Annotated in this window: 23 protein-coding genes; 9 read left to right on the top strand and 14 right to left on the bottom strand. The window is 62.7% G+C overall.

All coding sequences use genetic code 11. The annotated features are described in order from the left end of the window. Positions 1-12: 12 nt before the first annotated feature. Entirely contained in the window at positions 13-471 is a 459-nt protein-coding gene (trxC, locus tag VGD45_RS29365; protein WP_331158961.1) for a thioredoxin TrxC, read from the bottom strand. Positions 472-633: 162 nt separating this feature from the next. Between trxC and VGD45_RS29360 the strand changes: the two genes are divergently transcribed. Continuing rightward, positions 634-1,989 carry an MATE family efflux transporter gene (locus VGD45_RS29360; protein WP_331158960.1) on the top strand — a complete coding sequence of 452 codons (1,356 nt, stop codon included), beginning with the start codon at positions 634-636 and terminating at the stop codon, positions 1,987-1,989. Here VGD45_RS29360 and VGD45_RS29355 read toward each other — a convergent pair. Beyond that, positions 1,922-3,307, bottom strand: a complete 1,386-nt coding sequence (locus VGD45_RS29355) for a sorbosone dehydrogenase family protein (RefSeq protein ID WP_331158959.1) — start codon at positions 3,305-3,307, stop codon at positions 1,922-1,924. The two genes, VGD45_RS29360 and VGD45_RS29355, sit on opposite strands and share 68 nt — an antisense overlap. A 113-nt stretch (positions 3,308-3,420) precedes the next feature. On the opposite strand from VGD45_RS29355, the gene VGD45_RS29350 reads away from it, so the two are divergent. Beyond that, on the top strand, positions 3,421-3,942 hold the full coding sequence (locus tag VGD45_RS29350) for a gamma carbonic anhydrase family protein (RefSeq protein ID WP_331158958.1): 522 nt from the start codon (positions 3,421-3,423) through the stop codon (positions 3,940-3,942). On the opposite strand, the gene VGD45_RS29345 is transcribed toward VGD45_RS29350, so the two are convergent. From VGD45_RS29345 to VGD45_RS29320, 6 genes are all read right to left on the bottom strand, one after another. Beyond that, positions 3,929-4,534 (bottom strand): GNAT family protein, encoded by a 606-nt coding sequence (locus tag VGD45_RS29345; RefSeq protein ID WP_331158957.1) that lies wholly within the window; start codon positions 4,532-4,534, stop codon positions 3,929-3,931. The genes VGD45_RS29350 and VGD45_RS29345 overlap by 14 nt on opposite strands. 46 nt (positions 4,535-4,580) lie before the next feature. Continuing rightward, positions 4,581-6,320: an EAL domain-containing protein gene (locus tag VGD45_RS29340; protein ID WP_331158956.1), complete on the bottom strand. Its 1,740-nt coding sequence runs from the start codon at positions 6,318-6,320 to the stop codon at positions 4,581-4,583. 832 nt (positions 6,321-7,152) lie between these two features. Then, positions 7,153-8,424, bottom strand: a complete 1,272-nt coding sequence (locus VGD45_RS29335) for a dihydrolipoamide acetyltransferase family protein (RefSeq protein WP_331158955.1) — start codon at positions 8,422-8,424, stop codon at positions 7,153-7,155. Further along, positions 8,421-9,437, bottom strand: a complete 1,017-nt coding sequence (locus tag VGD45_RS29330; RefSeq protein ID WP_331158954.1) for an alpha-ketoacid dehydrogenase subunit beta — start codon at positions 9,435-9,437, stop codon at positions 8,421-8,423. Before VGD45_RS29330 ends, VGD45_RS29335 begins: the two co-directional genes overlap by 4 nt. Then, positions 9,438-10,694 (bottom strand): thiamine pyrophosphate-dependent enzyme, encoded by a 1,257-nt coding sequence (locus VGD45_RS29325; RefSeq protein ID WP_331158953.1) that lies wholly within the window; start codon positions 10,692-10,694, stop codon positions 9,438-9,440. Next, positions 10,691-11,734, bottom strand: a complete 1,044-nt coding sequence (locus tag VGD45_RS29320; protein WP_331158952.1) for a Leu/Phe/Val dehydrogenase — start codon at positions 11,732-11,734, stop codon at positions 10,691-10,693. Before VGD45_RS29320 ends, VGD45_RS29325 begins: the two co-directional genes overlap by 4 nt. A gap of 172 nt (positions 11,735-11,906) precedes the next feature. Here VGD45_RS29320 and VGD45_RS29315 point away from each other — a divergent pair, with 172 nt between their 5' ends. From VGD45_RS29315 to VGD45_RS29305, 3 genes are all read left to right on the top strand, one after another. Further along, on the top strand, positions 11,907-12,458 hold the full coding sequence (locus tag VGD45_RS29315; RefSeq protein ID WP_331158951.1) for an Lrp/AsnC ligand binding domain-containing protein: 552 nt from the start codon (positions 11,907-11,909) through the stop codon (positions 12,456-12,458). Positions 12,459-12,656: 198 nt separating this feature from the next. Continuing rightward, positions 12,657-13,130, top strand: coding sequence for a hypothetical protein (locus VGD45_RS29310; RefSeq protein WP_331158950.1), 474 nt, complete (start codon positions 12,657-12,659; stop codon positions 13,128-13,130). A gap of 377 nt (positions 13,131-13,507) precedes the next feature. After that, positions 13,508-15,190, top strand: coding sequence for a serine/threonine-protein kinase (locus VGD45_RS29305; protein ID WP_331158949.1), 1,683 nt, complete (start codon positions 13,508-13,510; stop codon positions 15,188-15,190). Between the two features lie 9 nt (positions 15,191-15,199). On the opposite strand, the gene VGD45_RS29300 is transcribed toward VGD45_RS29305, so the two are convergent. From VGD45_RS29300 to VGD45_RS29280, 5 genes are all read right to left on the bottom strand, one after another. Then, positions 15,200-16,708 carry a PH domain-containing protein gene (locus VGD45_RS29300; protein WP_331158948.1) on the bottom strand — a complete coding sequence of 503 codons (1,509 nt, stop codon included), beginning with the start codon at positions 16,706-16,708 and terminating at the stop codon, positions 15,200-15,202. Next, positions 16,698-17,156 carry a PH domain-containing protein gene (locus VGD45_RS29295; RefSeq protein WP_331158947.1) on the bottom strand — a complete coding sequence of 153 codons (459 nt, stop codon included), beginning with the start codon at positions 17,154-17,156 and terminating at the stop codon, positions 16,698-16,700. The genes VGD45_RS29300 and VGD45_RS29295 overlap by 11 nt, the downstream gene beginning before the upstream one ends. A 63-nt stretch (positions 17,157-17,219) precedes the next feature. Next, the gene (locus tag VGD45_RS29290; RefSeq protein WP_331158946.1) at positions 17,220-17,630 is read right to left on the bottom strand and encodes a type II toxin-antitoxin system VapC family toxin; all 411 of its coding nucleotides are present in this window, start codon (positions 17,628-17,630) and stop codon (positions 17,220-17,222) included. A gap of 8 nt (positions 17,631-17,638) precedes the next feature. Beyond that, positions 17,639-17,917 (bottom strand): type II toxin-antitoxin system Phd/YefM family antitoxin, encoded by a 279-nt coding sequence (locus tag VGD45_RS29285; protein ID WP_331158945.1) that lies wholly within the window; start codon positions 17,915-17,917, stop codon positions 17,639-17,641. Between the two features lie 51 nt (positions 17,918-17,968). Beyond that, on the bottom strand, positions 17,969-18,838 hold the full coding sequence (locus tag VGD45_RS29280) for a DNA ligase (protein ID WP_331158944.1): 870 nt from the start codon (positions 18,836-18,838) through the stop codon (positions 17,969-17,971). A gap of 187 nt (positions 18,839-19,025) precedes the next feature. Between VGD45_RS29280 and VGD45_RS29275 the strand changes: the two genes are divergently transcribed. Both VGD45_RS29275 and VGD45_RS29270 read left to right on the top strand, forming a co-directional pair. Beyond that, positions 19,026-19,565, top strand: coding sequence for a DsbA family protein (locus VGD45_RS29275; RefSeq protein ID WP_331158943.1), 540 nt, complete (start codon positions 19,026-19,028; stop codon positions 19,563-19,565). Between the two features lie 13 nt (positions 19,566-19,578). After that, complete coding sequence (locus VGD45_RS29270) at positions 19,579-21,255, top strand: FAD-dependent oxidoreductase (protein WP_331158942.1); 1,677 nt, start codon at positions 19,579-19,581, stop codon at positions 21,253-21,255. Here the strand turns inward: VGD45_RS29270 and VGD45_RS29265 are convergent. Beyond that, positions 21,252-21,869 (bottom strand): TIGR02466 family protein, encoded by a 618-nt coding sequence (locus VGD45_RS29265; RefSeq protein ID WP_331158941.1) that lies wholly within the window; start codon positions 21,867-21,869, stop codon positions 21,252-21,254. The two genes, VGD45_RS29270 and VGD45_RS29265, sit on opposite strands and share 4 nt — an antisense overlap. Before the next feature lie 154 nt (positions 21,870-22,023). On the opposite strand from VGD45_RS29265, the gene dgcA reads away from it, so the two are divergent. Both dgcA and VGD45_RS29255 read left to right on the top strand, forming a co-directional pair. Continuing rightward, positions 22,024-23,004 (top strand): N-acetyl-D-Glu racemase DgcA, encoded by a 981-nt coding sequence (dgcA, locus tag VGD45_RS29260; RefSeq protein ID WP_331158940.1) that lies wholly within the window; start codon positions 22,024-22,026, stop codon positions 23,002-23,004. Positions 23,005-23,095: 91 nt separating this feature from the next. After that, the gene (locus VGD45_RS29255) at positions 23,096-25,735 is read left to right on the top strand and encodes a M1 family metallopeptidase (RefSeq protein WP_331158939.1); all 2,640 of its coding nucleotides are present in this window, start codon (positions 23,096-23,098) and stop codon (positions 25,733-25,735) included. Positions 25,736-25,746: the final 11 nt, after the last annotated feature.

Genomic DNA, 25,746 nt, shown 5'->3' with positions numbered 1-25,746 from the left:
GAGCTCAGCCGTTCATTGCAGATGGGGTTGGATCCAGCGTAGCAGCCCGCCGAGATCCATCGCTCCCGATTGGCGTGCGATCTCGCGGCCCTGCTTGAAGGCGATCAGGGTCGGAATGCCTCGAATACCAAAGCGCGCCGACAGCGATGGCTGGTCGTCCGAGTTTACTTTCGCGAAGCGCGCCTTGGTCTGCAGCCGTCGCGTGGCCTCTTCGAAATGCGGCGCCATCATCCGGCAGGGGCCACACCACGGCGCCCAGAAGTCCACGATCAGTGGCAGATCGCTGCGAGTGAGGTGGCGGTCGAAGGCCGCCGCGGTCAGCTCCAGCGGATGTCCCTCGAACAGGGCGTGATGGCATTTCGGACACTTGGGTCCCTGGTCCAGGCGATCCGTTGGGATCCGCACCACGGAATCGCAATGTCCGCAGACCAGATGGGTGCCGTTGGCGACGGCTGAAGCGGATGAGCTCATGAGAAACGTGTACCTGGCGTCAGACGGATGCCCCTGTCATGGGGGCGATGAAATTCGCAGTCAAGCCCACGCGCCGGGGGCGATTTCGAGCACAATAGCGGTCTTTCCCAGCTCCCACCCTGGCCGACGCCCCGCAAGGAAGGCATCGATCCTTTTCAGCGCATGAAAGATCTCACTCAAGGCTCGATCGCCGGGCATCTGATTTCGCTAGCGGTGCCCACGGCGGCGGGCATGCTGTTTCAGACCCTGTATTACTTCGTCGATCTGTATTTTGTCGCCGGGCTCGGGGACGCGGCCGTCGCCGGCGTGAGCGCGGCCGGCAACGCGATGTTCATCGTGTTGGCGCTGACGCAGGTCTTGGGCGTCGGCACTGTGGCGCTGATCTCGCACGCAGTGGGCCGCAAGGACCAGCAGGACGCCAACCTGGTCTTCAATCAGTCGCTGCTGCTCGCGGCGCTGTGCGGCTTGGTGGTGCTGGTGGCCGGCTACTCGGTGGCCGGTCCTTATCTGCGCTCGATCGCAGCGGACGAGGAGACGATCGCGCACGGGCGCGCTTATCTGTACTGGTTCCTGCCGGGCATGGCGTTGCAGTTCGCGATGGTGGCCATGTCCTCGGCGTTGCGTGGCACGGGCATCGTCAAGCCCACCATGATCGTGCAAGTGCTGACGGTGTTGCTCAACACCGCGCTCGCGCCGGTGCTGATCGCAGGCTGGGGCACCGGTTACGCCATGGGCGTCGCCGGCGCGGGGCTTGCGAGCACCATTGCAATCATCGTCGGCGTGATCGTGCTGACGCTCTACTTCGGGCGGCTCGAGAAGTATGTTTCTTTTCATGCCGAGCAGTGGCAGCCGCGCATGGCCGTTTGGAAACGCATGCTCACCATCGGCCTGCCGGCTGGCGGCGAGTTCGCGCTGATGTTCATTTACACGGCCATCACCTATTGGGCGATTCGCAATTTCGGCGCGGCGGCTCAGGCCGGCTTCGGTATCGGCTCCCGCATCATGCAGGGCATCTTTCTTCCCGCGATGGCCATTGCCTTCGTGGTCGCGCCCGTGGCCGGGCAGAACTACGGCGCGAAACAGATGGCGCGCGTCCGCGAGACATTCCGGGTCGCGTCTACTCAATGCATCGGCGTGATGCTGGTGGTCATGGTGTTGTGTCAGTGGCAGCCCGAAACGCTGGTGGCGTTCTTCTCCAAAGATCCCGAAGTCATTCGCGTCGGCGCGCTGTTCCTGCACCTGATCTCGTGGAACTTCGTGATGAGCGGTCTGATCTTCACCTGCTCGGGCTTGTTCCAGGCCTTGGGCAATACCGTGCCCGCGCTGGTCAGTTCGGCGACGCGCTTGGTGTTGTACGCGCTGCCACTGATCTGGCTCACGTCACAGCCTGGCTACCAGCTCGAACAAGTGTGGTATTTGTCGATCGCCGCCAGCGCTGTGCAAGCCATCCTCAGCGTGACTTTGCTTCGGAAGCAGATGCGTTTGCAGCTTGGCTCACCCGTGACGCAGCCGGCGTAACGCGCCAGACGCAATTGCCGACGTCGTCGGCCACCAGCAGCGCGCCATCACGGCTGACCTCGACGCCAACGGGTCGGCCGCGCGCTTCACCTTCGGTGCTCAGGAATCCGGTCAGCACATCTTCGGGCATGCCGATCGGCCTGCCGTTGGCGAAAGAAACGAAGACCACTTTGTAGCCGCTGCGCGGCTCGCGATTCCACGAGCCATGCATGCCGACGAAGGCGCCGTTGCGATATTTATCGGGGAGCATTTCGCCGTCATAGAACACCAGGCCCAGTGACGCCGTGTGCGAGCCGAGCGCGTAGTCGGGCACGATGGCCTTGGCCACGAGGTCGGGACGCTGCGGCTCGACGCGCTCATCGACGTGCCTGCCATAGTAGCTGTACGGCCAGCCGTAGAAGCCACCGTCCTTCACGGAGGTCAGATAGTCGGGTACGAGGTTGTGTCCGATCTCATCGCGTTCGTTCACGACCGTCCACAACGCGCCGGTTTGCGGCTGCCAATCCATGCCGTTGGGATTGCGCAGGCCGGATGCGAACACGCGTGTCGCGCCAGTGGCTGCGTCGATTTCCAGGATGGCCGCGCGTTTGTCTTCGGCCTCCATGCCGTTCTCGGCGACGTTGCTGTTCGAGCCGACCGTGGCGTACAACTTGTCTCCCTTCGGGCTCGCGATGAGATTCTTGGTCCAGTGATGATTCAGCGTGCCGCCGGGCAGGTCGGCGAGTTTGGCTCCAGTTTGTTTGATCTCAGTCGCGCCGGCTTCGTAGTTGAAGCGCATGACCGCATCGGTATTCGCGACGTAGAAAGTCTTGTCGACCAGCGCCATGCCGAAAGGCGAGTTCAGATCGCCGAGGAATCGGGTGCGCACTTCGGGTTGACCGTCGCCGTTCGCATCCCGCAGCAGGGTGATGCGATTGGCGCTCGGCGTCGCCGCGCCGGCCTTTTCCATCGCCTTGTTCATGAAATAACCCTTCACGCCTTTCTTGTCCTCGGGGCGCTCCGGCGCGTTGGTTTCAGCGACGAGTACGTCGCCATTGGGTAGTACATACAACCAGCGCGGATGATCCAGATCGCAGGCAAAGCGCGCGACGGCGAGACCTTTCGCGGGCGTCGGCGCTTCGTCCGCTCGCCACGGCTGCGCTTCCGCGACTTTTACTGTCGGGATCAGCGATTTGTCAGGCGCTGGCAGCTTCGGATTTGGACCGTACCCCTGATCTTCGGTCATCTGCGTGGTCACTTCGTCGGCAGCCACGCAGCACGTGCCGGCTACTAACACTGCAAGGGGCGATGCGAGGGCAGCTTTTGCAGGAACGCGCATGACAGTATCCCGCCGTGAGGGAGTTGTTATTTGAAGGATCGAGACGGCAGGGGAGTTCCGGGGCGCTACGAGGTTAGAATGCCGGCGGCATCCTGGTCCCCGTGGAGTTTCCCATGCCTTTATATCGATACGGCGAGCGCGTTCCTTCCGCGCATGAGAGCGTGTTCGTCGCGCCCAGTGCGAGCGTCATCGGCAGCGTGGTGCTGTCGGAAAATGTCAGCGTGTGGTTCGGTGCCACCATTCGCGGCGACAACGACACCATCACCTTGGGCAAGAACTCCAATGTGCAGGAAGGCGCAGTATTGCACACCGATCCGGGTCTGGCGCTGACGGTGGGTGAGAATGTCACTATCGGCCATCAGGCGATGCTGCACGGATGCACCATCGGCGACGGGTCATTGATCGGCATCCAAGCCGTGGTGCTGAACGGCGCCGTCATCGGCAAGGGATGTTTGGTCGGGGCCGGCGCCATCGTCACCGAGCGCAAGGTGTTCCCCGATCGCTCTTTGATTCTCGGCGCGCCAGCACGCGTCGCTCGCGTGCTGTCGGATGAAGATGTGGCGAACCTGATGAAAGCCGCCGCGGGCTACGTCGATCGCCGCGCGCAGTTCCTCGCCAATCTCAAGGAGATTTAGCGCCGCGCGTCGCGAGCTGGTGGCGAAGGTGGGAGCGTACCGCCGGCCATTCGCTCGCGATGATGCTGTAGACGCAGGTGTCTCGCAGCGTGCCGTCGCTGGAGCGGCGGTGATTGCGCAGGATGCCATCGAGCTTAGCGCCCAGCCGCTCGATGGCGCGCCGGCTCTGATGATTGAAAAAGTGCGTGCGGAACTCGACGGCGATGCAGTCGAGCTGTTCGAAGGCATGCGTCAACAGCATCAATTTGCATTCGGTGTTGAGCGGCGTGCGCTGAACGTTCTTGCGATACCAGGTGGAGCCTATTTCCACCCGGCGCGCTTCCGCGTCGATGTTCATATAGGTCGTCATGCCCACGGCTTTGCCGGTGGTCGCTTCGATGACGGCGAACGGGAGCATCGATCCCTGACGATGCAGTTCCAGCCGCTTTTCGATCTCGGACTTCATGGTGTCCGGCGTGGGAATGAACGTGTACCAGAGGTTCCACAACTCACCGTCGCGCACGGCCTCGACGAGCTCGTCGTGACGCGCCAGGGTCAGCGGCTCCAACGTGACATGTTCGCCGCGCAGAGTGACGGTTTCGGGCCAGGGCATAGCTAGCAGCCAGAATGGAACGGGCTGCTAGCTTAATGCATGTGTGTCAGCTTGCGTGCAGCAGGTTGGCGGCGGGGGCGAGGATGCCGTTCAACGGGCGGGGTTTGCCGATGGCGTAGCCCTGGCCGAACTCCACTTGCAGCTCGATCAGGCGCATGCAGATTTCCGGAGTCTCGACGTACTCGGCGATGGTTTCCATGCCCATCGCGGTGGCGAGCTGCGTCACGGCGCGGACCAGGGATCGCGAGCGTTCGTTGTGGAGGATGTCGCGCACGAACGAGCCGTCGATCTTCAGGGAGGTGAACTGCAGATTCTTCAGGTGCGTGAGCGAGCTGAGGCCGGTGCCGAAATCGTCGAGGGCGAAGCGACAGCCGCGCGCGCCGAGTTTGCTCATCAACAGTTGAGTCTGCGCCATGTTGCTGACTGCGGCGGTCTCGGTGAGATCGAAGGTTAGCCATTCGCCGCTCACGCCGCTTTCGTCGAGCTGCGTCTGCAGCCAGTCGAGGAAGGTGACGTCGGCGATGGTCGGGCCGGACAGGTTGATGGAAATGTGCAGCGGCTTGAATCCGGGGCGCGCGCTGGCGGAGCGCAAGTGATTGAGCACGTCGGTGATGACGTGACGGTCGATCTGCGGCAGCAACTGATAGCGCGTGGCGGAGGACATGAAGTGCGCCGGCAATACCAGTCGGCCCTTCTCGTCGATGATCCGCAACAGCATCTCGTAGCGATGGATGGAATCGGGGGTGAGCAGCGACGCGATCGGCTGGCCGACGATCTGATACCGGCCTTGCTCGAACGCGCCGCGCAGCCGGCCCACGATGGAAAAGTCGTCGCGCCGACGGATCAGGCTCGTGTCCGAGACGTGATAGATCTCGACCCGGTTGCGGCCCCGGTCCTTGGCGGCCTTGCAGGCGACTTCGGCGCCGGCGAGCGAATGCTCGAAGCTGCGCTCGCCATTTCCCAGCACCGCCGCGCCGAAACAGATCGACAGAGGAATGCTTTCATCGGCGATGGCGAACGGGCGAGCCTGCACGGCCTCACGCAGGCGGGCGGCGATCTTTTGCGCTTTGGTCAGCGGGCAATCGGGCAGGAAGATGGCGAAGCGGTCGCCGGACAGGCGGCTGAGCAAAGCGTCTTCGTTTGCCAGTCCTGCGGCGAGCGCATGCGCGACCGTCGCGATTGCGCGATCGCCGACTTCGAAGCCGAGCAGGTCGTTGACCACCCGCAGCTGATCGATGTCGCCATAGAGCACGCTGGATTCACAGCGCTCGCACAGCGTCTGCAAACGCCAGCTGACCAGCTTCTCCATGCTCTCGCGGGCAATCAGGCCCGTGACCGGATCGGCGGGCAGCGACAGCACGGACGCGAGCTGTCGACTCAGCTGCGTGGCCTGGGGCAGATGCTCTTCGTTGAACCCGTCCGACGTCATCGGACGGAACATAATTATTATGCTCGAGAAATCGCCGGAGGCGATGCTCGAAAAATTATTGGCGGAGTCCGGCACGGGCGCGACCAGAAATCGGCCGATGAGCGGGCCGCCATTTTCATAGCGCACCTTGTTTCGGATCAGCGGACTATTTGTGTCGGCTCCAGCGTGGCTGCGAGCCTGCGCCATGAACGTGTCCGCGATCCCGCGCAACATCTCTTCAATCTCGCCCGCATCGGGCCCGTCGCAGTGAAATTGGAACTGATCGCGCGCAGGGGCAACGAATGCCGCCGCATGGCAGCTCAAGCGCCGCTGCGCTTCGATCAGAAATTGCCGAATCGTGCTGTTTGCCGAATCCATATAACCATGCTCGCCCCCGGCTCGGGGCCTTGCCGGCAAATGTAAATTGGCCGCCGCCATGGTTGGTAGGAAGCGGTTCGCAAACAACTCACGGTTTCACAAGGAATTGCGTCGTGCAACGCAACGCCTCGGGCCGATGCGACCGGCAGTGTGAACGGCATCACACGATGCGGTGAAAACTGTGGCTCCTTCTCGCCGGAAGACCCCACCCCCCTAACCCCCTCCCGTGCCCGGGAGGGGGAGCTTAGATTTTTATTTTTTTATTTCTTGCCCGGAGAGCGGAACGGAAGGAATTGCAGCCGATGGATTGTGCTGCGCTTCTTCAGCCGAATTGCCGCTGCTGAATCCGCGGTCGTTTCAAGTTACCACCTCTGAAATCCGGTGGCGGTTTCAAGTTACCACGGTCCTGGCTTTGCACGGTCGGGGTGGGTGGGGGGTCGTCTCAAGCAGCCGTCCTTGGAGCCTCAGCCAGCCGGTACATCCGTGTACCGTCGTTCTCGCGGTTCGAGGCGACGTTAAGTCGCCTCGAAAAGGCATCCGCGCTCACCCGCCGCCGCGCGCCGGTTTGCGGTTCGGCGGCTGGTGACGTGGGAAGGCTCAGCTGACACCCGTGACGCCGAACCCTCCGGCGCGCAAGGCTCGCCATTTATTTCGACCTGTCCTCAGGTCGAAATAAATGAAGCGCGGCCGCCCCATGTCCGCCCACCCACCCCGACCGTGCAGAGCCAGGACCCCCGGCTGAGTGCCACCCTTCCGAGGACGAGAAAATCAAAACTCAAGAGTTAAGTTTCCCCTCCCAGGCACGGGAGGGGGACTTTGGCTAAAAACAAAGTCAATCGCGGATGAAGATCGTCGCCGGCTGTTCCAGCTTTTCCTTCAATGCCTGAATCGCTTCCGCCGCGTCGTAGCCGTCGATGAAGCGGTGATCGAAGGACGAGGAAACATTCATCATCAAACGTACCGCCACTTCACCATTGACGATGACAGGCCGTTCAATCGCCTTGTTGATGCCGATGATGGCCACTTCCGGCGCGTTGATGATGGGCGTGGACACTATGCCGCCGAGTTTGCCGAGGCTTGTGATCGTAATCGTCGAGCCTTGCAACTCATTGCGACTGGCCGTGCCATCGCGCGCGGCCGTCGAAACTCGGCGGATTTCCGCGGCGATCTCTTTCAGAGACAGCGACTCGGCATGCCGCACGACCGGCACCTTCAGACCATCGCCGGTCTGCGTGGCGACGCCGATGTGTACGCCGTCGTAACGAACGAGCACGTTGCGTTCGGCGTCGTAGCGCGAGTTCACTTTCGGGAACTGCTCGACGACGCGCACCAGCGCCATCGCCAAAAACGGCAGATAGGTGTACGACGGCGAGCCCTTGGGCAGCTGCGAGTTCAGATGTTTGCGCAGCCGCTCCAACTCCGTCAGGTCGACTTCCTCGACATAGGCGAAGTGCGGAATGTTCCGCTTCGAGTCCGCGACACGCTGCGCGCTCACGCGACGCACGCCGAGGATGCGGATCTCTTCGGTGCCGGTGCGAGCTTCCTGTCGGCCGCCGGAGGAAGGCTGCGGCGTAGGCGCCGCGCGACCCACCTGACGTTCCTGGATCGCGGCTTCGAGATCCTGCCGCTGAATGCGGCCATCGCGACCACTACCAGCAATCGTGGACAGATCGATGCCCGATTGCTTGGCGCGCGCACGCGTCGCCGGCGACGCCATCACGCGACCCGACGGCTTGCTCGCAGGCTGCGCAGCGCCGTTGCCGTTGTTAGCCGCCGTCTTAGAAGGAGCGCTCTGCGCAGCCGGCTTCTGAGCTGCAGCAGGGGGCGGCGTGTTCTCCGCCGCTGTGCCAGCCCCATTCCCTTCGCCGGTCTCCAGCACGATGAGCTCCGCGCCTACCGCAATCTGATCGCCCGGCTCGCCGCCAAGCGAAACCACTTTGCCGCTGACCGGCGCGGGCATCTCGACCACGGCCTTGTCGGTGGACATTTCCACCATGGGATCGTCTTCGGCGATCTGGTCGCCGACCTTGACCTTCCAGGCCACGATCTCGGAGGACGTCGTGCCTTCGCCGAGATCCGGCAGCTTCACTACATGACGGCTCATGACGCCTCCATCGTTGCTTTAATGGCGGCGATGACGCGCGCCTGGCCCGGAAAATATTCCCACTCGAACGCGTGCGGATAAGGCGTGTCCCAACCGGCCACGCGCAGGATCGGCGCTTCCAGGTGCCAGAAACATTCTTCCTGAATGGTCGACAGGATCTCGCCGCCGAACCCGCCGAAGCGCGTCGCCTCGTGCGCGACGATGCAACGACCGGTCTTTTTCACCGAGTTGACGATGGTCTCGATGTCCAGCGGCACAAACGAGCGCAGATCGATCACTTCGGCGTCGACGCCGGCCTTTTCCGCGGCGGCCATGCAAACGTGCACCATCGTTCCGTAAGTGATAATGGTGAGTTGCGCGCCAGGCCGCACGATGTCGGCAACGCCGAGATCGACCCGATAATGTCCTTCCGGCACTTCACCGCGAGGATGCGAGTTCCAGCCCACCGCGGGCTTGTTCGGATCGCCGTCGAAGGGGCCGTTATAAAGGCGCTTGGGCTCGAGGAAGATCACCGGGTCGTCTTCTTCGATGGCGGCGATCAACAGTCCTTTGGCATCGTAAGGGTTCGACGGCATCACCACTTTCAAGCCAGACACGTGCGCGAAAATCGCCTCGGGACTCTGCGAGTGCGTCTGGCCGCCGCGAATGCCACCGCCGCACGGGGTGCGAATCGTCACGGGCGCGCAGAAGTCGCCGCCGCTGCGATAACGGATGCGGGCGAGCTCGCTCACGATCTGGTCATACGCCGGATAGATGTAATCGGCGAACTGAATTTCCGCGACCGGCCGCAAGCCGTTCAAGCTCATGCCGATGGCCGTGGCGACGATGCCGCCCTCGGCGATCGGCGAGTCGAGCACGCGATGCTCGCCATACTTGCGCTGCAGACCTTCGGTCGCACGGAACACGCCGCCGAAGTAGCCCACGTCCTCGCCCATCAAGACGACGCCGGGATCGCGCGCCATCATCACATCCATGGCGGAGTTCAGCGCCTGGATCATATTCATCTGACTCATTTAGGCGCGCTCCTTCAGTTGCCGCTCTTTTATTTCTTGGGCCAGCTGCATGCGCTGCCGCGCCAGGCTCGGCGTTTGTTCTTTGAAGACGTCCTGGAACATGGTTTCCGGATCGAGCTGCGGGCCGTCGGTGAGGGTGCCGTACGTGACAGCCTCACGCCACGCCTGATTGACCTGGTCCTCGCATTGCTTGAGCAGCGTCTGCTCGCGCTCATCGGACCACTCGCCGAGCGCGATCAGATGAGACTTCAACCGGTCGATGGGATCGCCCAGTGGCCAATGTTCGTAATCGTCTTTCGGCCGGTAACGCGACGGATCGTCGCTGGTCGAGTGCGGAGCCGCGCGATAAGTGACGTGTTCGATCAACGTCGGGCCGGCACCCATGCGAGCGCGTTCGGCGGCCCACTGAGTGACTGCATAGACGGCGAGGAAATCGTTTCCATCGACTCGGATGCCGGGCATGCCGTAACCGGGCCCACGCGAGGCGAACGAGCGGCCTTCGCCGCCGGCAAACGTTTGGAACGTCGAGATCGCCCACTGATTGTTGACGACGTTGAGAATCACGGGCGCTTTGTAGATCTGTGCGAACAGCAGCGCATAGTGGAAGTCCGCTTCGGCCGTGCTGCCGTCGCCGAGCCAGGTCGCCGCGATGTGATCTTCGCCTTTGATGGCCGAAGCCATGGCCCAACCCACGGCTTGCGGGAACTGAGTGGCGAGATTGCCCGAGATCGAAAACATGTTGCCTTCGACCGAGTGATACATCACCGGCAGCTGCCGGCCCTTGCACATGTCACGCGTGTTCGACAGCAGCTGACACATGAGATCGACGATGTTCCGGCCACGCGCGATCTGCAGGCCTTGATTGCGATACGAAGGAAACAGCATGTCGGTGGGGCGCATCGCCATGTTGGCCGCGACCGAGACGGCTTCCTCGCCCGTCGACTTGATATAGAACGTGATCTTTCCCTGGCGCTGGGCGCGATGCATGCGGTCATCGAACACGCGTGTCAGCAGCATGTGGCGCAGGCCGAGCTCCAGATCAGCCGCCGCGAGATGCGGATCCCACGGGCCGACCGCGCGATGTTTGTCATCGAGCACCCGGACCAGGTCCCGCGACAGGAACTCGGTATCGTTCAGCGGTGCGTTCGGATCGGGCCGCGCGGCTGCGCCGGCAGGGGAGAGCGCAACGTAACTGAAGTCCGGTTTCTCGCCAGGACGAGCTGGCGGTCTCGGGACATGCAAACGCGATCGCATCATCGGGCCTCCGTTAGCAGCTGGCGAGCCATCTCGTCCGCCAGGTCGCTGGTCGGACGGTTGGTCGCGCTGGAACGCGCAAAAATTTCCGTGAGTCGGACAGGAATGCGATGAATCTCGGCGGTGATGGACTCGGCCGTCGCGCCGCCCAGATATTCACGACCGACGCTGATGATGCCACCTGCGTTGATGACATAGTCAGGCGCGTAGAGCACGCCGGCCGCGTGCAGCCTCGCGCCATCTTCGGCGGTCGCGAGCTGATTGTTCGCGGCGCCGGCGATGATCGTGGTTTGTAGTTTCGGAATGGTGTTCGCGTCGAAGATCGCGCCCAGGGCGCACGGTGCGACGACATCGGCACGCTCGAACAGAATCTTGTCGGGCGCGGAGACCGCTGCGTCGAATTGATGGGACGCCTTCTGTGCAACGGCCTCGCGCACGTCAGCGACACGCAGCCTGACGCCGTCAGCGGCGAGCAGCTTGCACAGCTCGAAGCCGACGCCACCCAAGCCTTGCACAGACACGGTGAGTCCGCGCAGCTCGTCCTTGTTGAGTTTGTATTTCACTGCCGCCTTGATGCCGAGGTACACGCCGAGGGCCGTCTTCGGGCTCGGATTGCCATCGGAGCTGACGGCGGTCCGCGGCAGTCCGCTGACGTAACGCGTGCGGGTGGCGACGATTTCCATGTCGGCGACCGATGCGCCCACGTCTTCGGCGGTGATGTACAGGCCGTGCAGCGAGTCGACGAAACGGCCGAAGGCTTCGAGCATCAGCGGCGTCTTGGGTTGGCTGGGGTCGACCATCACCACCGCCTTGCCGCCGCCCAGCGGCAGCCCGGCCATGGCGTTTTTGTAGCTCATGCCTCGCGACAACCGGAGCGCATCGGCGAGCGCGTCATGGGTCGAGTTGTAATGCCAGAAGCGGCAGCCGCCGGCTGCGGGGCCGCGAGCAGTGGAGTGAATGGCGACGATGGCGCGCAAACCGGTGGCAGCATCGTGCGCGTAGACCACGCGCTCGTGCTGGTCGAACGAAGGATGGTCGAACATAGTCTGAAGCTGGTCTGAAAAAGGGGCTGGTGGGTCTTGTAGCTGGAATTTATGGTCAGGGCTGTCGAGTCCGCTCCGCCTGTCCCGGAGCATATTGCGCTACAATACCGACAGTTTCGCAGCATAGTCTGCCAAACGAACGCCCTGTAACAGTAATTCTTACTGGATCGGTATGAGCAGCACTCCTCCCTTGCGTGAACTGGGTCGCGAACTGGATCGCGTCGACCGGCAGTTGCTATCGCTATTGCAGGCCGACGGACGACTGACCGTCGCCGAGCTGGCGCGCACCGTGAATCTCACGCTCACGCCTTGCATCGAGCGGGTCCGGCGGCTCGAGCGCGAAGGCTTCATCGATGGCTACTACGCGCACTTGAATCCGAAACGCCTCGGGCAGAGCATGCTGGCGTTCACGGAAGTCACGCTGGATCACGCGACACAGGATGTGTTTCAGCGCTTCAAGGAAGCCGTGCAACTGGTGGAGGAAATCGTCGAGTGCCACATGGTGGCCGGCGGTTTCGACTATCTGATCAAGACGCGCGTGCAGGACATGGACGAGTACCGGCGCGTGCTCGGCGACAAGATCGTCAACGTGCGCGGCGTGAGGCATACCCAGACGTATTTCGTGCTGGAGGAAGTGAAGTCGACGCATGCGGTGCGCGTGCGCCTCAGCGAGGCCGGACGGGCGGGCGCAGCGGCGCCGAAGCGCCGACGGGCCCGGCCTTGACGTCGCTGCTCCATGGCTCGATATCAGTAGGCCCGAAGGAGACCCTCGCCCGGCCTTGTCTCTCGCGGAGGAGGAACTGCCGCTCATGACTGCGGTGACCTGCACACTCTCGCGGGTCCATAAGCTTCATCCTTGCGAGCGAGGGTCTTCGGGTGAGATCGTCACTGGCGGTGGTTTCGCCCCCTACGGAGCACACTCATGACTCAATCCGACTCGCCGCATCTGCAAGCGCTGGACGACGCGAGCCGCGCCCTCCGGGCGTTGCTGGGCGTCATCATTTCGGTGGAGCGCCGTTTCGGCGGGGCGCAGTCGCCGTTGGCGCTGCTGCGCCAGATCCAGGAAGACCCGCAGTGGGAATGGCTGAAGCCGCTGTATCAGCTGATTGCCGACGTCGATCATGCGTCCGACGACGGCGATCTGCCCGAGACCGAAGTGGCGGCCATCGGCGGTCACGCCTCGGCGTTGCTCTCCGGCGTCGGCGCGCCAGTCGAGCAGGCATTTCTGGAACGCTATCGGGCGCTGTTGCAAACCGATCCCGAGGTGGCCATCGCGCATGCCGCCGCCTTGCAGGCGATCCGCAAGCTGCCGCCCGAAACCGACGATGAAGGGGAGCGGCTGCATGCCCGTCATCAATGGGCCATGCGCTGCAAGCATCGTCGGCATCGGCCCTGACGTTATGTCTCAATTCGTTCATGAACGCTATCGCGCTTTGGCGACATTTCGGCGCTGGCGCGCGCTTCTGAGATGATTGTTTTTGCGCAAACGAGTGGATGAGCCGCTGTCCGCGGCTGCACTGGCGGGGTTGCCGAAAATTCGTCGCCCGACGACCGGCGGTCATCGACCGATAGCCGGTTAAAAAGCGGGCCCGCGCCGCCGGCGGCGCGATTGACTATCAGCTTTCTCCCGGCTTGCACAGTGTCTGCTCGTGGAGGCACTTTTCAAGCAGTCAGGCCTCGTGCAATGTTGTCACCCCCGGAATCGATACGCGGGCTATAACATCCGGGAAGAATCTTTGCTTTTGGCTTTTGCACGGAAGTATCGCTACCACTATGTCCAGCCGTCTGGAGAATGCACTGATGCTGCTCGGGCTGGAGTCAGCGGACGATCCGGCCACGTTATGGCAAAACTATACGGACCGTCTGGCTGTTCTTCAGCACAAGCTCATCAACGCTGAAACTCCGGCAGCCCAAGAAGCTGCCCAGACGGATCTGGCGCGCCTGGTGAATGCATATCAGACGGCGCGCAGCGCCACCGAGCCCGCCACCCGACAGGTCAATCGCGAAGCCGTCACCATGATGCGCATGGATGACGCCGAGGAGCCGCAGCCGCAGGTTCCTCAGGGTTCCAACGTGGTGATCGGGCCGGGCGTGGTGCTCCAGGGTCGTTATGAGATTCAGGCAGTGCTCGGCGACGGCGGCATGGGGCGCGTGTTCGCCGCGCGCGATCGCCTGAAAGACGAAGAAGTCGCGATCAAGGTTCTTCGCAACGAATTGCTGTCGAGCGCCGCGGCGCGCGGACGTTTCCTGTCCGAAGCGAAAGTGTCCTGCAAGCTCGCGCATCCAAACATCGTCCGCGTGTTCGACGTCGGCGTAGCGAGCGGCCGTTATTTCTTCACCATGGAGCGCCTGCGTGGCGTCAGCCTGCGTCGGCGCATGCAGGCTCAGATTGCCACCGGCAAGCCGTTCCCCGTCGAAGAAGCGACCGCCATCGGCGAGCAGTTGCTGGAAGCTCTGCGCCACGCGCATCGCTTTATCGTGCATCGTGACCTGAAGCCCGAGAACGTGTGGATCGACAGCAGCGGCGTCGTGAAGCTGATGGACTTCGGTATCGCGCGCGCCTATCAATATAACGAGTACACCCGCACCGGCATGAACCTGGGCACGGCCTATTACATGGCGCCCGAGCAGCACGCCGACGCGAAGGAAGTCGATTGGCGCGCCGATCAATATGCATTCGGCGTGCTGATGTATGAATTGCTGACGGGCCGCGTGCCCATGGGCGCAGTTCAGCCCATCGAAAAGGTTCGTCGCGATATTCCGCGTCAGATCGCCCGGGCCATCATGCGCGCCATGTCACCCCGGCCCGAAGCCCGGTTCGATTCGCTGCGCGAGTTGCAGAGTCGCATCGTCGCGCGTCGCGAAGACGATGTGCCGGGTGCCGTCTTCAACGCCTTCGGTCGCTCGATCGCGCTGGGTACCGTTGCCGGTGCGCTGTTCGCCTACTTCGACAGCTTGAGCATGGGGCGCATCCATGAATGGATGTATCCCTCCGGCATCGCCGTCGGCATAGGCACGGCACTGATGGTGGAGTTCTGCGAGACCTTCTTCCGCTCGCGATATCGCAGCCATGTGATTGCGGCGTTCGTCGCCACGGTGGTGTGGATCGCCCTGGTCCTGGTCGTGGCGCAGAAACTTTCCGGCCTCAGCAACGGCCTGGTGATGATGTTGTGCGGCTCGGTCTGGGCCAGCAGTATGGATTACGTGACCCGTCGCTGGCGCATCGCCGCCGGGCGGTTCAGGCTCGAAATATCGTTCGTGGGCGCGTTGTTCGGTACGTTGCTGGGACTCGCGCTGCTGGTGCAGGCGGATCACGTCACCGATCGCAATTATCTGTATAGCGCGCTCAGCGGCCTGTTCCCGGGCATGATCATCGCGATGGCGTCGCTCCGGCGGCGGCTATGGCGCAGGACGGACTCGCCGTTCTCGCGCATGCTATCGCTCGCACGCGACTGATCTTTTTTCTTAGACCTTCGCACCGGCAGTTCTATAGAGCGCTGTCGCCAGGCCCTCGGCGACATCCGCCGCAAGATAACGAATCCTGATTCCCGCAGTCGCGGCGCTTGCGCCCGCCGTGTCGACGTAAATGCTCGCCATGCGGCTGCGCCTGTCGAACGGCGACGCTTCGATGCTCAAGGTCTGAACCCGATCGCGCGGCACGATCGTGAGGCGTCGAGTCAGCCAGCCTGAACGAAATAACACTGCGTCCTGCGCCAGCGCCCAGCGAGTGTGCTTCACATATAAATGTGCGTGCATCCAGGCTAGCGGAATGCAGCTCAACACCACGATGACCGCTCCTTCCCGTAAGTAATAGAGCGCAGGAATCGTCAACAGCAACACGGACCAGGCCAGGCTTTTTCGGAAGATGCGGGCACGCGCGCCCGGTGCGAGCGGTTGCCAGTCGGGCTCGTTGCTCCAATCGAGCGTTGGCAGGGCAGTGGCGATGAGCTCAGGTGCGGCGGCAACTGCGCAAACCGGTGCGAGCCATCGCGTCTTCATCCGTGAGCTGTCCTGATCGCCTTCGCCGCCCCCACTGTCGCCAGCGAGATCGACACTGAGCGAAACTCGTTTGAACCAGCGATGCAGCAGTGACTCGGTTTGATGAACGGCCTGAATGCGCCGCGTGCGCAACGTCAGCGCTACGCGAGTAAACAATCCGTAGCGCACGCGCAGATCTCCCGCCACGCGCGTGAGTTTGAAGTCGTAGAACGTGACGATGGCGAGGATCACGGACAGCATCCGCACGGCGACGATCGCGGCCAGAATCGTGAACGCGCCCAGGGCGATCTGCATCATCAAGCCGAGCGCCGCGAGACCGGCGGCGGGCGATGACTCGAGCACTCGATGCAGCAGCGCCTCGTTGAGCACGAAGATGCCCGTCTCGTGCAGCACGCCGAATGCTGCTGCGACCAGGATCATGCCGCGATTGTCGATCAGGCCGTAACGGACCAGTTCCTCGATCGGAAGGTGGAGCAGCGTGTGCTCCTCGGGTGCGGCAGCGATGGTCTCGGCCGGTCTGACCTCTGCGAAAACGCGCTCGCGCATCTGCTGAACCGCGCCTAGGTCGAGCACGCTGATCGAGGCTTCCGGTTTGCCGCCGGTGGAGGTTTGCACGCGCACTTCAGCGACGCCGAGCAGGCGATGCAACGGGCCGCGCTCGGTGTCGATGTTCTCTATGCGGGCATATTCGATGTGCCGCACGTTACGGAAGATCGCGCCTTCGTGAATGACCAGGCCGCTCGCGCTGAAGCCATAGCGAAACGTCAGTTGCACCCATACTGCTCGAATCAGCAGCGCGGCGAGAATGATGGGCACGATCCAGGGGCCGAGAGGCCCAGGCGTGTCGTCTCGCACGTTGAAGAACAGCAGAGCGATCAACGGCAGGACCATCTGTCGGATGGCGCCGCTCAAGCCAAACAACCACGAGAGTGCGTGCAGCCGCAGGCTCGGCTGGAAGTTGGCTTCAGACGCCACTTGCGCCGCCTTCGGCGAGCAGCGCGTCGCGCAGAGCGATGGCTTCGTCGTGATTCAAGCCGGGCAACTCGATCTTGGTGTGCCGGCTGCCCGCGGTGTACAGCTTCAACGTTCCGATGCCGTAACGTCGTTCGAGCGGCCCTTGCGACACGTCAGTATGCTGGATGCGAACTCTTGGCAACGCGACCCGCGACCGCCAGATCACGCCGCTCTCGATGGCGATGCCTGTATCGTCGACCCCAAATCTCAAGTAGCGATAGGAGAGCGGCGGCCAGCGCCAGATCCAGAACGCGCCGCCGATCGCCACCAGTGCGGGCGCCAGGGGAAACAAAAGTCCAGCCGCCGGCAAAGTGAATGCCGCGACCGCCGCCGTGAAAAACGAGGTCGCGATGGCGGCATGCCAACGCCAGACGCCGATGATCGCCGGGTCGACGTGTGAGAGCTGCAAAGGCGCCCGTCCTGCGAGGGGAGAGGCGTCGATTCTAACCCAGCGGTGCGGCCCGGCCTCGCTTCAGGTCCAGTCCTCGACTGCCAGCGCGGTGAATGGCTCGAAATCACGGACGTTGGCCGTGACCAGAATCAATTCGTTGGCTTGGGCGATGGCAGCGATCTGACCGTCCACAAACGGGACCGTGATGCCCAGGCCCTCGAGTCGTGCTCGCTCGGTCGCATGCAGCTTCGCGGCTTTCGCATCGTAGGGCAGGATGTCGAAGGCGCGAACGACGTCCGCCAGATAATCCTCCAGCGCCTCGCGGCGTTTGCCGGCGGGCATGCGTTTGCAACCGAAGTGCAGTTCGTGCCAGGCGGGGGCGGGGATGGCGCACTGAGCCGAGCTCGCCAGAAGCCGGCGCACGACGCCTGCGGCCGGCATTTTCGACGCCGGCTGCGACACCACGTTGGTGTCGAGCAGATAGCGCAGCATGACGCCGGTTACAGATCGACTTTACGACCGGGGCTGCGATCGCGGACCTTGCGGGCGAAGCCAGGCTCCAGCCCCACCTCGGCCAGGGAATGTTTCTTCAGGAACTGCTGATAAGCCTCCTGAAAGGAAACGCGCTTGCTACGCAGGCGTTGATATTCGGCGACTGAGACCATGACTGCGACTACCTTGCCTCTACGAGTCAATTCAACGGCCACGCCCGCCTCCACCTCGTCGATGAGGGTGGGCAAGTTGGCTCGTGCCTCGGCGATGGCATAACTGTGCGCCATGCCGAAAATGTACATTCAGATGTACATAAGATCAAGCGCTCCATGCCTGGACTAATCCGGTCGTGCACGTAGGAATCGAGCGAAGCGGGGAATGCCGCGCGCGGTCCGATTTTGGTAGCTGTAGGTCACCCAGCTGCCGATGGGCGGTGGGTCGCGGCGCTGCTCGTCGGTGAAGCCGGTGCCGATGCGGAAATGGGCGCCGTTGGCGTCGCGGACGACCAGCGCGCCGAGCATGCCGAGGTATTTACCTTGCCCGGGCAGATGCGCGATGACCTGGGCGTCCGCATCCTGGTAGGGCTTGAGCTTCAACAAGTCGTCGCTGCGCTCGGCGCGGTATAGAGAATCTTCTCGATGCAACATCAGGCCTTCGCCGCCGGCGGCGGTGAGGGTGTGCAATTGACGATGCAGCGTTGAATCGTCGGTCGTTCGGGATTGAGGGACTGCTTGCAACCAATCGATCTGCATCGAGGCGAGCAGAGCCCGCAGGGCTGCCAGACGATCGTTGAATATGCCGACGTGCGCAGGCAGATCGAAGACCATGAACCGAATGGCGCGCCAGGCAGCGTCATCGGGATCGAGGTCGCGTACGGTCGATGTGACTTGCTCGAATCGGCCGCGGCCTGCCCAGAGCTCTCCATCCAGCGGTGTCGTAGGCCAGTCCCGCGTGAACCATTCTGGGGCGTGGATGACATTGCCGGCGCGCGTAAGCAGTCGCTCTCCATCCCAGTACGCACGCACGCCGTCGTACTTTTCGCTAACCCAATAGCGTGACAGATCGATGACCGCATCTTCGTAGTCGTTGGCGAGCAGCAGCGGCGGCGGTGCGCCGATCGCGAGCGCGGGCGTGCAAAGCGCACCGGCCATGAGTGCGGATTCGACGACGATGCTGACCATCGCAAGAGATGTGTACCTGGCGTGCATGCGGCTATCAGAGCATCGGTCGCGTGCCCAAAATGACCGCATTTCTGGCGGATTGCCCAGAAATTGCCGATGCCTGGGCACGCGGCAGGTGCTAGGCGCGTGAAAGCACGCCTGTCCACTCTGGGCGGATGCGAAGGGCGGTAGTATCGTCCATGGGGCGCCCACAACCGTCGGCGCGGGAGGATGCATGAACCACCAGCAGCGGGACTTGATTGTCCCAGTCACCAACATCGATCACACGCTCGGGCCCCAGCACGCGCCGGTCACCGTGGTCGAGTACGGCGATTTCGAATGTCCCACCTGCAAGCAGGCGGCGCCGTCGCTGAAATTGCTACTGGATCACTTTCCGGATCAGGTGCGCATCGTGTTCCGGCATTTCCCACTCGAGGAAGTGCATCCGCACGCGCTATGCGCGGCCGAGGCTGCCGAAGTGGCGGCAGCGCAGGGCAAGTTCTGGGAAATGCATGACCTGCTGTTCGCCAATCAGCTGCATCTGAAGAGCGCGCAGTTGCACAGCTACGCCGAGCGACTGAATCTCGACATGTCGCGTTACACGGCCGAAATGGACGATGAGATCTATCGCCAGCGGATTCGCGAGCACATCGATGGCGGCCGGCGCAGTGGGGTGCGTGGCACGCCCGGCATCTTCCTCAACGGCGTGATTCACGACGTGTCCGCCGGCATGCAATCGTTGTTCGACAAAGTCGCAGCGACGCTGCGCAAATAGCACGGTACCCGCCATGCCAAACGAGCTCTACGAAAAGCGCGCCGAGCAAATGTTTCCTCGGCTCACCAAGGCGCAGATCGCGCGCCTGGAGCCGCACGGCGTGCACATGGAGACCACCGCCGGCCAGGTGCTGATCGAACCCGGCGATCACGAGCGCAAGATGATCGTCGTGCTGGCCGGCAGCTTGCAGGCCACGATTCCGGGCTTCGAGGAGCAGGTCGTTCGGCCGCTGGGGCCGGGCGATTTCGCCGGCGAGATGAGCACGCTGCGCGGCGTGCCGGGCTTCGTTCGGGTGGAAGTGCGTGAGGCCGGCGAGGTGCTGGTGATCACCGATAGCGATCTGCGCGTGGTCGTGCAGACCGATGCGGAGCTCAGCGAGATTTTCATGCGCGCTTTCATTCTGCGTCGCATGGGTCTGATCTCGGCGCCGAACAGCGAGATGACTTTGATCGGCTCGCGCTACTGCGGCCACACGCTGATGCTGCGTGAGTTCCTGGCGCGCAATGCGCATCCACATTTTTATCTCGATGCGGAAGTGGACGAAGAAGCCGAGGGCCTGTTGCAACGAGCGGGTTTGACGTTGAACGACGTTCCCGCCGTGATCGGTCGGGGCGGGCGCGCGCTACGCAAGGCCAGCCTGCGACAGGTCGCGGAGTTTCTGGAGATCAATCCCGAGATCGATGAGTCAGCGGTTCATGACATGCTGGTCGTGGGCGCTGGGCCGGCGGGGCTGGCGGGCGCGGTGTATGCGGCGTCCGAAGGTCTGGATGTGAGAGTGATCGACAGCTTCGCCCCGGGCGGTCAGGCCGGCACCAGCTCGCGTATCGAAAACTATCTGGGCTTTCCCACCGGTATTTCCGGTCAGGCGCTGGCCGGTCGCGCGCTGGTGCAGTCACAAAAGTTTGGCGCCAAGTTCAACGTCGCGTGCGACGCGGTGACCCTGCATTGTGACACCTGGCCCTATCGCGTCGAGATGGCGGATGGGCGCATCGCTCGCGCCCGCACGGTGTTGATCGCCACCGGCGCGCAGTATCGCAAGCCGGATCTGCCGAACCTGCAGAAGTACACCGGGATCGGTGTGTACTACGCCGCCACGCATCTGGAAGGCCGGATGTGTCAGAACGAAGAAATCATCGTCGTGGGCGGCGGCAATTCGGCTGGCCAGGCGGCGGTGTTTCTCGCTGGCGGATGTCGTCACGTGCACATCATGGTTCGCGCCGGCGGGCTCGCCGAAACCATGTCGCACTATTTGATTCGAAGGATCGAAGAGTCGCCCAATATCACTTTGCATACTCGCACGCAGATCACCGCGCTCGATGGCGAATGCGAGCTGGAGCGCGTCACCTGGACCGATGCTCGCAGCGGCCAGAGCGAGACGCGGAGCATTCGTCACGTGTTTCTCATGACCGGCGCCGCGCCGAATACCGAGTGGCTGAAGGACTGCGTGAACCTGGACGACAAAGGTTTCGTGCGTACTGGCGCGGATTTGACGCAAGAAGAGCTGACCGCCGCCCGCTGGCCGATGAGTCGGCCGCCTTATCTGATGGAGACGAGCTTGCCCGGCGTGTTCGCCGTGGGTGATGTCCGCTCGGGCAGCGTCAAGCGTGTCGCCTCAGGCGTGGGTGAGGGATCGATCTGCGTGCAGTTCGTGCACCGGGTGCTGCGAGAGTTGCCGTCGGTGCTCGGTTAAAACCAATTGTAGTTGAAGCTGATGCTGATGCGCTCGCCGGCGACGGGGTTCGCCGGCACTTCATGTCTCAGCCAGCTTTCGAACAACACGACTTTGCCCGCTTCGGCGGGCGCCACGGACCACAGCCGATTCGCCGGGCTCGCGTCGGCGCGTCGCGGTGGCGCGGCCATGAATTTTTCCAGCCTCGGATCTTCGAACTTCAGCCCCGCGCATCCTCTCGGCGTCTGCACGTAATAAGTGCCGCTGATCGTCGACAACGGATGCAGATGCATGCTGTGCGCGACCTGCTGCGGCATGATGTTCACCCAGCAGTCCGTCATCGCCAGCTCCCGGCCTTCCATATCCAGTTCCAGCGTCTTCACGAACGCATTCACATGTCGATTCAGCCGCTGCTCGAGTTGGGCGAACGTCGGCGAGATCTGCTGCATGCGATGCGCGGAGTGATAAGAGGTGTAGCCGCCCGGATAATTATTCTTCGACCACTTCCTGCCGGCCTCGTCATCCATCTGCAACTGCAGGCACTCACGCAACAACTGCTTATTGAGCTTTCGCCAATCGCCTCTCTGCAAGGGGGCGTTGTAAATATAGGTCGGAAACAATGCTTGAATCGTCATGGGCCGGGATTCTACCCGATGAGCGTGCTGGGTCGCGGTGGAATCCCGCCAGGTGGGAAACAATTTTCTGTATCCTTGACGTCCCGCCGCTGCTGCAGGCGCGGCGGGCGACGTAAGGCAGATCGTGTGCGGGCAAGTTGAGACAGGAGTCAGTGTGAAACTAACCGTTCAAAAGAAATTCTGGCCGCTGCGCGAACCTTTCGTCATTGCACGCGGCACCTACACGACCAGTGAGGTCATCGTCGTCGAGTTGCAGGATGCCCAACTCGTGGGCCGCGGCGAAGCGGCGGGCGTCGATTATCACGGTGAAACGTTGGATAGCATGCTGGCGCAGCTCGAAGCGGTGCGAGCCGAAATCGAGGCGGGCATTACGCGTGCTGAATTGCTGAAGGTGCTGCCGATTGGCGGCGCGCGCAATGCGGTGGACGCGGCGTTGTGGGATCTGGAGGCGAAGCGCACTGGCCGTCGCGCGTGGGACCTGGCTGGCATTGGCAACACGCGTGAGATTGCGAGCGCCCTGACGATCGGCATTCGTCCGGTCGAAGCTTACGAGAAGGCGGCGAGAGAGCTGGCGTACTATCGGTGGTTGAAAATCAAAGTGAACAACGAGCACCCGCTGGAATGCGTGCAGGCCGTGCGGCGAGGCGCGCCGAACTCGCGGCTGATCGTGGACGCGAATCAGGCCTGGGATGTGAAGACGCTCTATGCGCTCGGTCCGAGGCTTGCGGAGTTGCGAGTCGATCTGCTCGAACAGCCAGTGCCGGTGGACGGTGACGACGATCTGGAGGCGGAGCGCTCACCCATTCCGGTGTGTGCCGACGAGGCCATCGACAGCATCGACGATCTCGCGCGACTGAAGAGCCGCTACGATTTCGTGAACATCAAGCTCGACAAGACCGGCGGTTTGACGGCTGCGCTGGAGCTTGCAAACGCGGCGCGAGCGGCGGGCATGCGATTGATGGTCGGCTGCATGGTCACCGGCTCGCTCGGCATGGCGCCGGGCATGGTGCTCGCGCAATTGTGCGAGGTCGTGGATCTGGACGGGCCGCTGTTGCAAGCGGAAGATTGGCCGAATGCGATTCAATACGATCGCACCGGCGTGATGTCGTGGCCGTCGCCGGCCTTGTGGGGCTGAGGAGGGTCCATTGACAGTGCCCCGGGCGCGCTCTTAAATCGAGCGGGCCGGCAACCGCGAGCACCTGCGCCGGCACGGGGAGGGGAGACGCATGGAAAAGAGCGCCCTGGCTTTTGTCAGCCTGCTGTTCTTACTGATTGCTCGAGCCGATGCCTCGATCTCCGGCGACGGTTTGGAAAGATTGCCGGCGGACACACGGCCGCTGCACTACCTGATCTCGGCGCACCCCAATAAGGACAACACCGGCTTCACCGCCCAAGCGACGCTGCGCTTCGAGGTGCTGAAACCGACGGCTCAGGTGGTCGTGCACACCCGGGACCTGAATATCTCCAAAGCGCGGCTCAAAAGCGGCGCCACCCCGAAGATCGGCACGGACCTGGCCAGACATCGCACCCTGTTCACTTTCGACAAACCTCTGTCGAAGGGCCAGCACGAGCTGCAGGTCGAGTACACCGGCTCGATCGCCGAAAACATCGAGGGCGTGTTTCGCGTCGACCAGCAATCGCCCGATGGCTCGCGCCAGCAGATGCTGTTCACGCATCTGTGCTGTATCGGCACCGCGCGTAAGTTCGCGCCATTGTGGGATCAGCCGGATCTCAAAGCGATCTTCGAACTGGAGCTCACGATTCCGGCAGGCCTCGACGCAATCTCCAACATGCCCGTCGCCCGGCGCGACACGCTGCCATCGGGCGAATCGAAAGTGCGCTTCGAGCCATCGCCGCGCATGAGCTCGTATTTGTTGTTCTTTACCGTGGGCAGGTTCGATCGAGTCGCGTCCCAGGCGGGTAGCGCCGAAATCGCTGTCTACACGCAGCCCGGCAAAGCTGAGCAAGGCCGCTTCGCGCTGCAGGCCACCGCCGACTCCTTGAAGTTGTACAACGATTATTTCGGCGTCGACTATCCGCTGAAGAAGTTGGACAACATCGCCTTCCCGGGCGCCGGCAGTTTCGGCGCGATGGAGAACTGGGGCGCGATTTTTTATTTCGAGCCGTACCTGCTGGTCGATCCGAATCTGGCCACACAGCGTGACCGCCAGAATGTTTACGTCGTAGTGGCGCACGAGGTGGCGCATCAGTGGTTCGGCAATCTGGTCACGATGCAGTGGTGGGACGACCTGTGGTTGAACGAGGGCTTCGCAACCTGGATGGCGAGCAAAGCCACCAACCACTACAAACCCGAATGGAACGTCTGGCGCATGGACGCGGAAAGTCGTGAACAGGCGATGCGCCTGGATGCGCGGGATTCCACGCATCCCATCGTGCGCCCCGTGCGGACGTATGAAGAGGCCGAGCTGTCGTTCGACGAGATCACCTATCAGAAGGGTCAGCAGGTCATACGCATGATCGAGGCCTACGTGGGTGAGGATGCGTTCAAAAACGCGATTCGCGCCCACATTCGCAAGCACGCTTATGGCAACGCGGTCACCGAGGATTTGTGGCGCGAGCTGGAAGTGACTTCGCCCTTTCCGGTCGCGGCCATCGCACGCGACTTCACGGTGCAAGAAGGCGTACCGTTGATCGACGTGATCTCCTCGAAGTGTACGGGCGGGAAGACGACCGTTTCGCTGCGCCAGGGGCGCTTCGGTCTGGACGCTAAGTCCAAACAGCCGAAAGAATGGCGCGTGCCTGTGACCGGCACGGTGATGGGTTCCAACAAAGTTGCCCGGCAGGTCGTGCGCGGCGCCACTACTTCTGAGCTCACATTGGAGGGTTGCGGCCCGGTGAAGTTGAATCTGGGCGAGGCCGGCTACTATCGAACGCGCTATGACGCGGCTTCGTTCTCGCAACTGGACAAGAGCTTCGCGCGACTGCCGCCCCAGGATCAGCTGGGGCTGATGAACGACGGTTACAACCTGGCCGAAGGCGGCTACACGCCTTTCGGCGGTTATCTGAATCTCGCCTTGAAAGCGCCTGCATCCTCGGATCCGGTGATCTGGCTGCATCTGACCCGATCGTTCGCCGCTCTCGACAAGGTGTATCAGGGGCGGCCCGAGCATGAGCAGTTCCGCGCATTTGCTCGCTGGAAACTTAGCAGCGCGCTGCAAGAGCTGGGCTGGTTGCAGCAGGATGGTGAATCGGCCAACGCCAGCATTGCGCGCGCGGAGCTGGTCGAGCTGCTCGGCAGGCTTCGCGATCCGGCGACCGAGAAGGAGACGCTGCGTCGGTTCCGGGGCGCGCGTGCGGACCCTTCGCTCGTCAGCGGCGGAATGCGGCAAGCCATCATCAATGCCGTAGGCGCCACGGCTGATGTAACGGTCCTCGAAGAGTTGCTTGGACTCGCGGCGAGCACCAAGGATTCGGCGCAGCGGCGGGTTCTCCTGCTGGCCGCGGCTGGCGTGCAGGATCCGGCGCTGGCGCGGCGCATGTTGGATCTCACCCTGAGTGAAGCGGTGCCCGCGCCCTTGGTCGGCAACATCATTCAGCGGGTTGCCGAGTTCCATCCGACCCTGACGTTCGACTTCGTCACATCGAAGTACGACGCGTTGGCCGCGCGCATGGAATCGTTTGCTCGAATCACGCTGGCGCAGGAAGTTGCCGGCCGGGCGGTCGATCTCACGCTCACGCCGCGGCTGGAGAAATTCGTCGAAGAGAAAATTGGCGACGCTGGCCGAGAAAGCTTGAATCGGGCTCGCTCGACGATGACGTGCCGTGACGAGGTGCGTCGCGAACGCCTGCCTCAAGTCGATGCCTGGCTGCGCGAGCATGCGTCGGCCTGGAAAGTACAACAATAACGGAGCTGAGG

Source organism: Steroidobacter sp., from assembly GCF_036402275.1.
Lineage (GTDB): Bacteria > Pseudomonadota > Gammaproteobacteria > Steroidobacterales > Steroidobacteraceae > Steroidobacter.
This window is presented reverse-complemented; position numbering and strand designations above follow the sequence as displayed.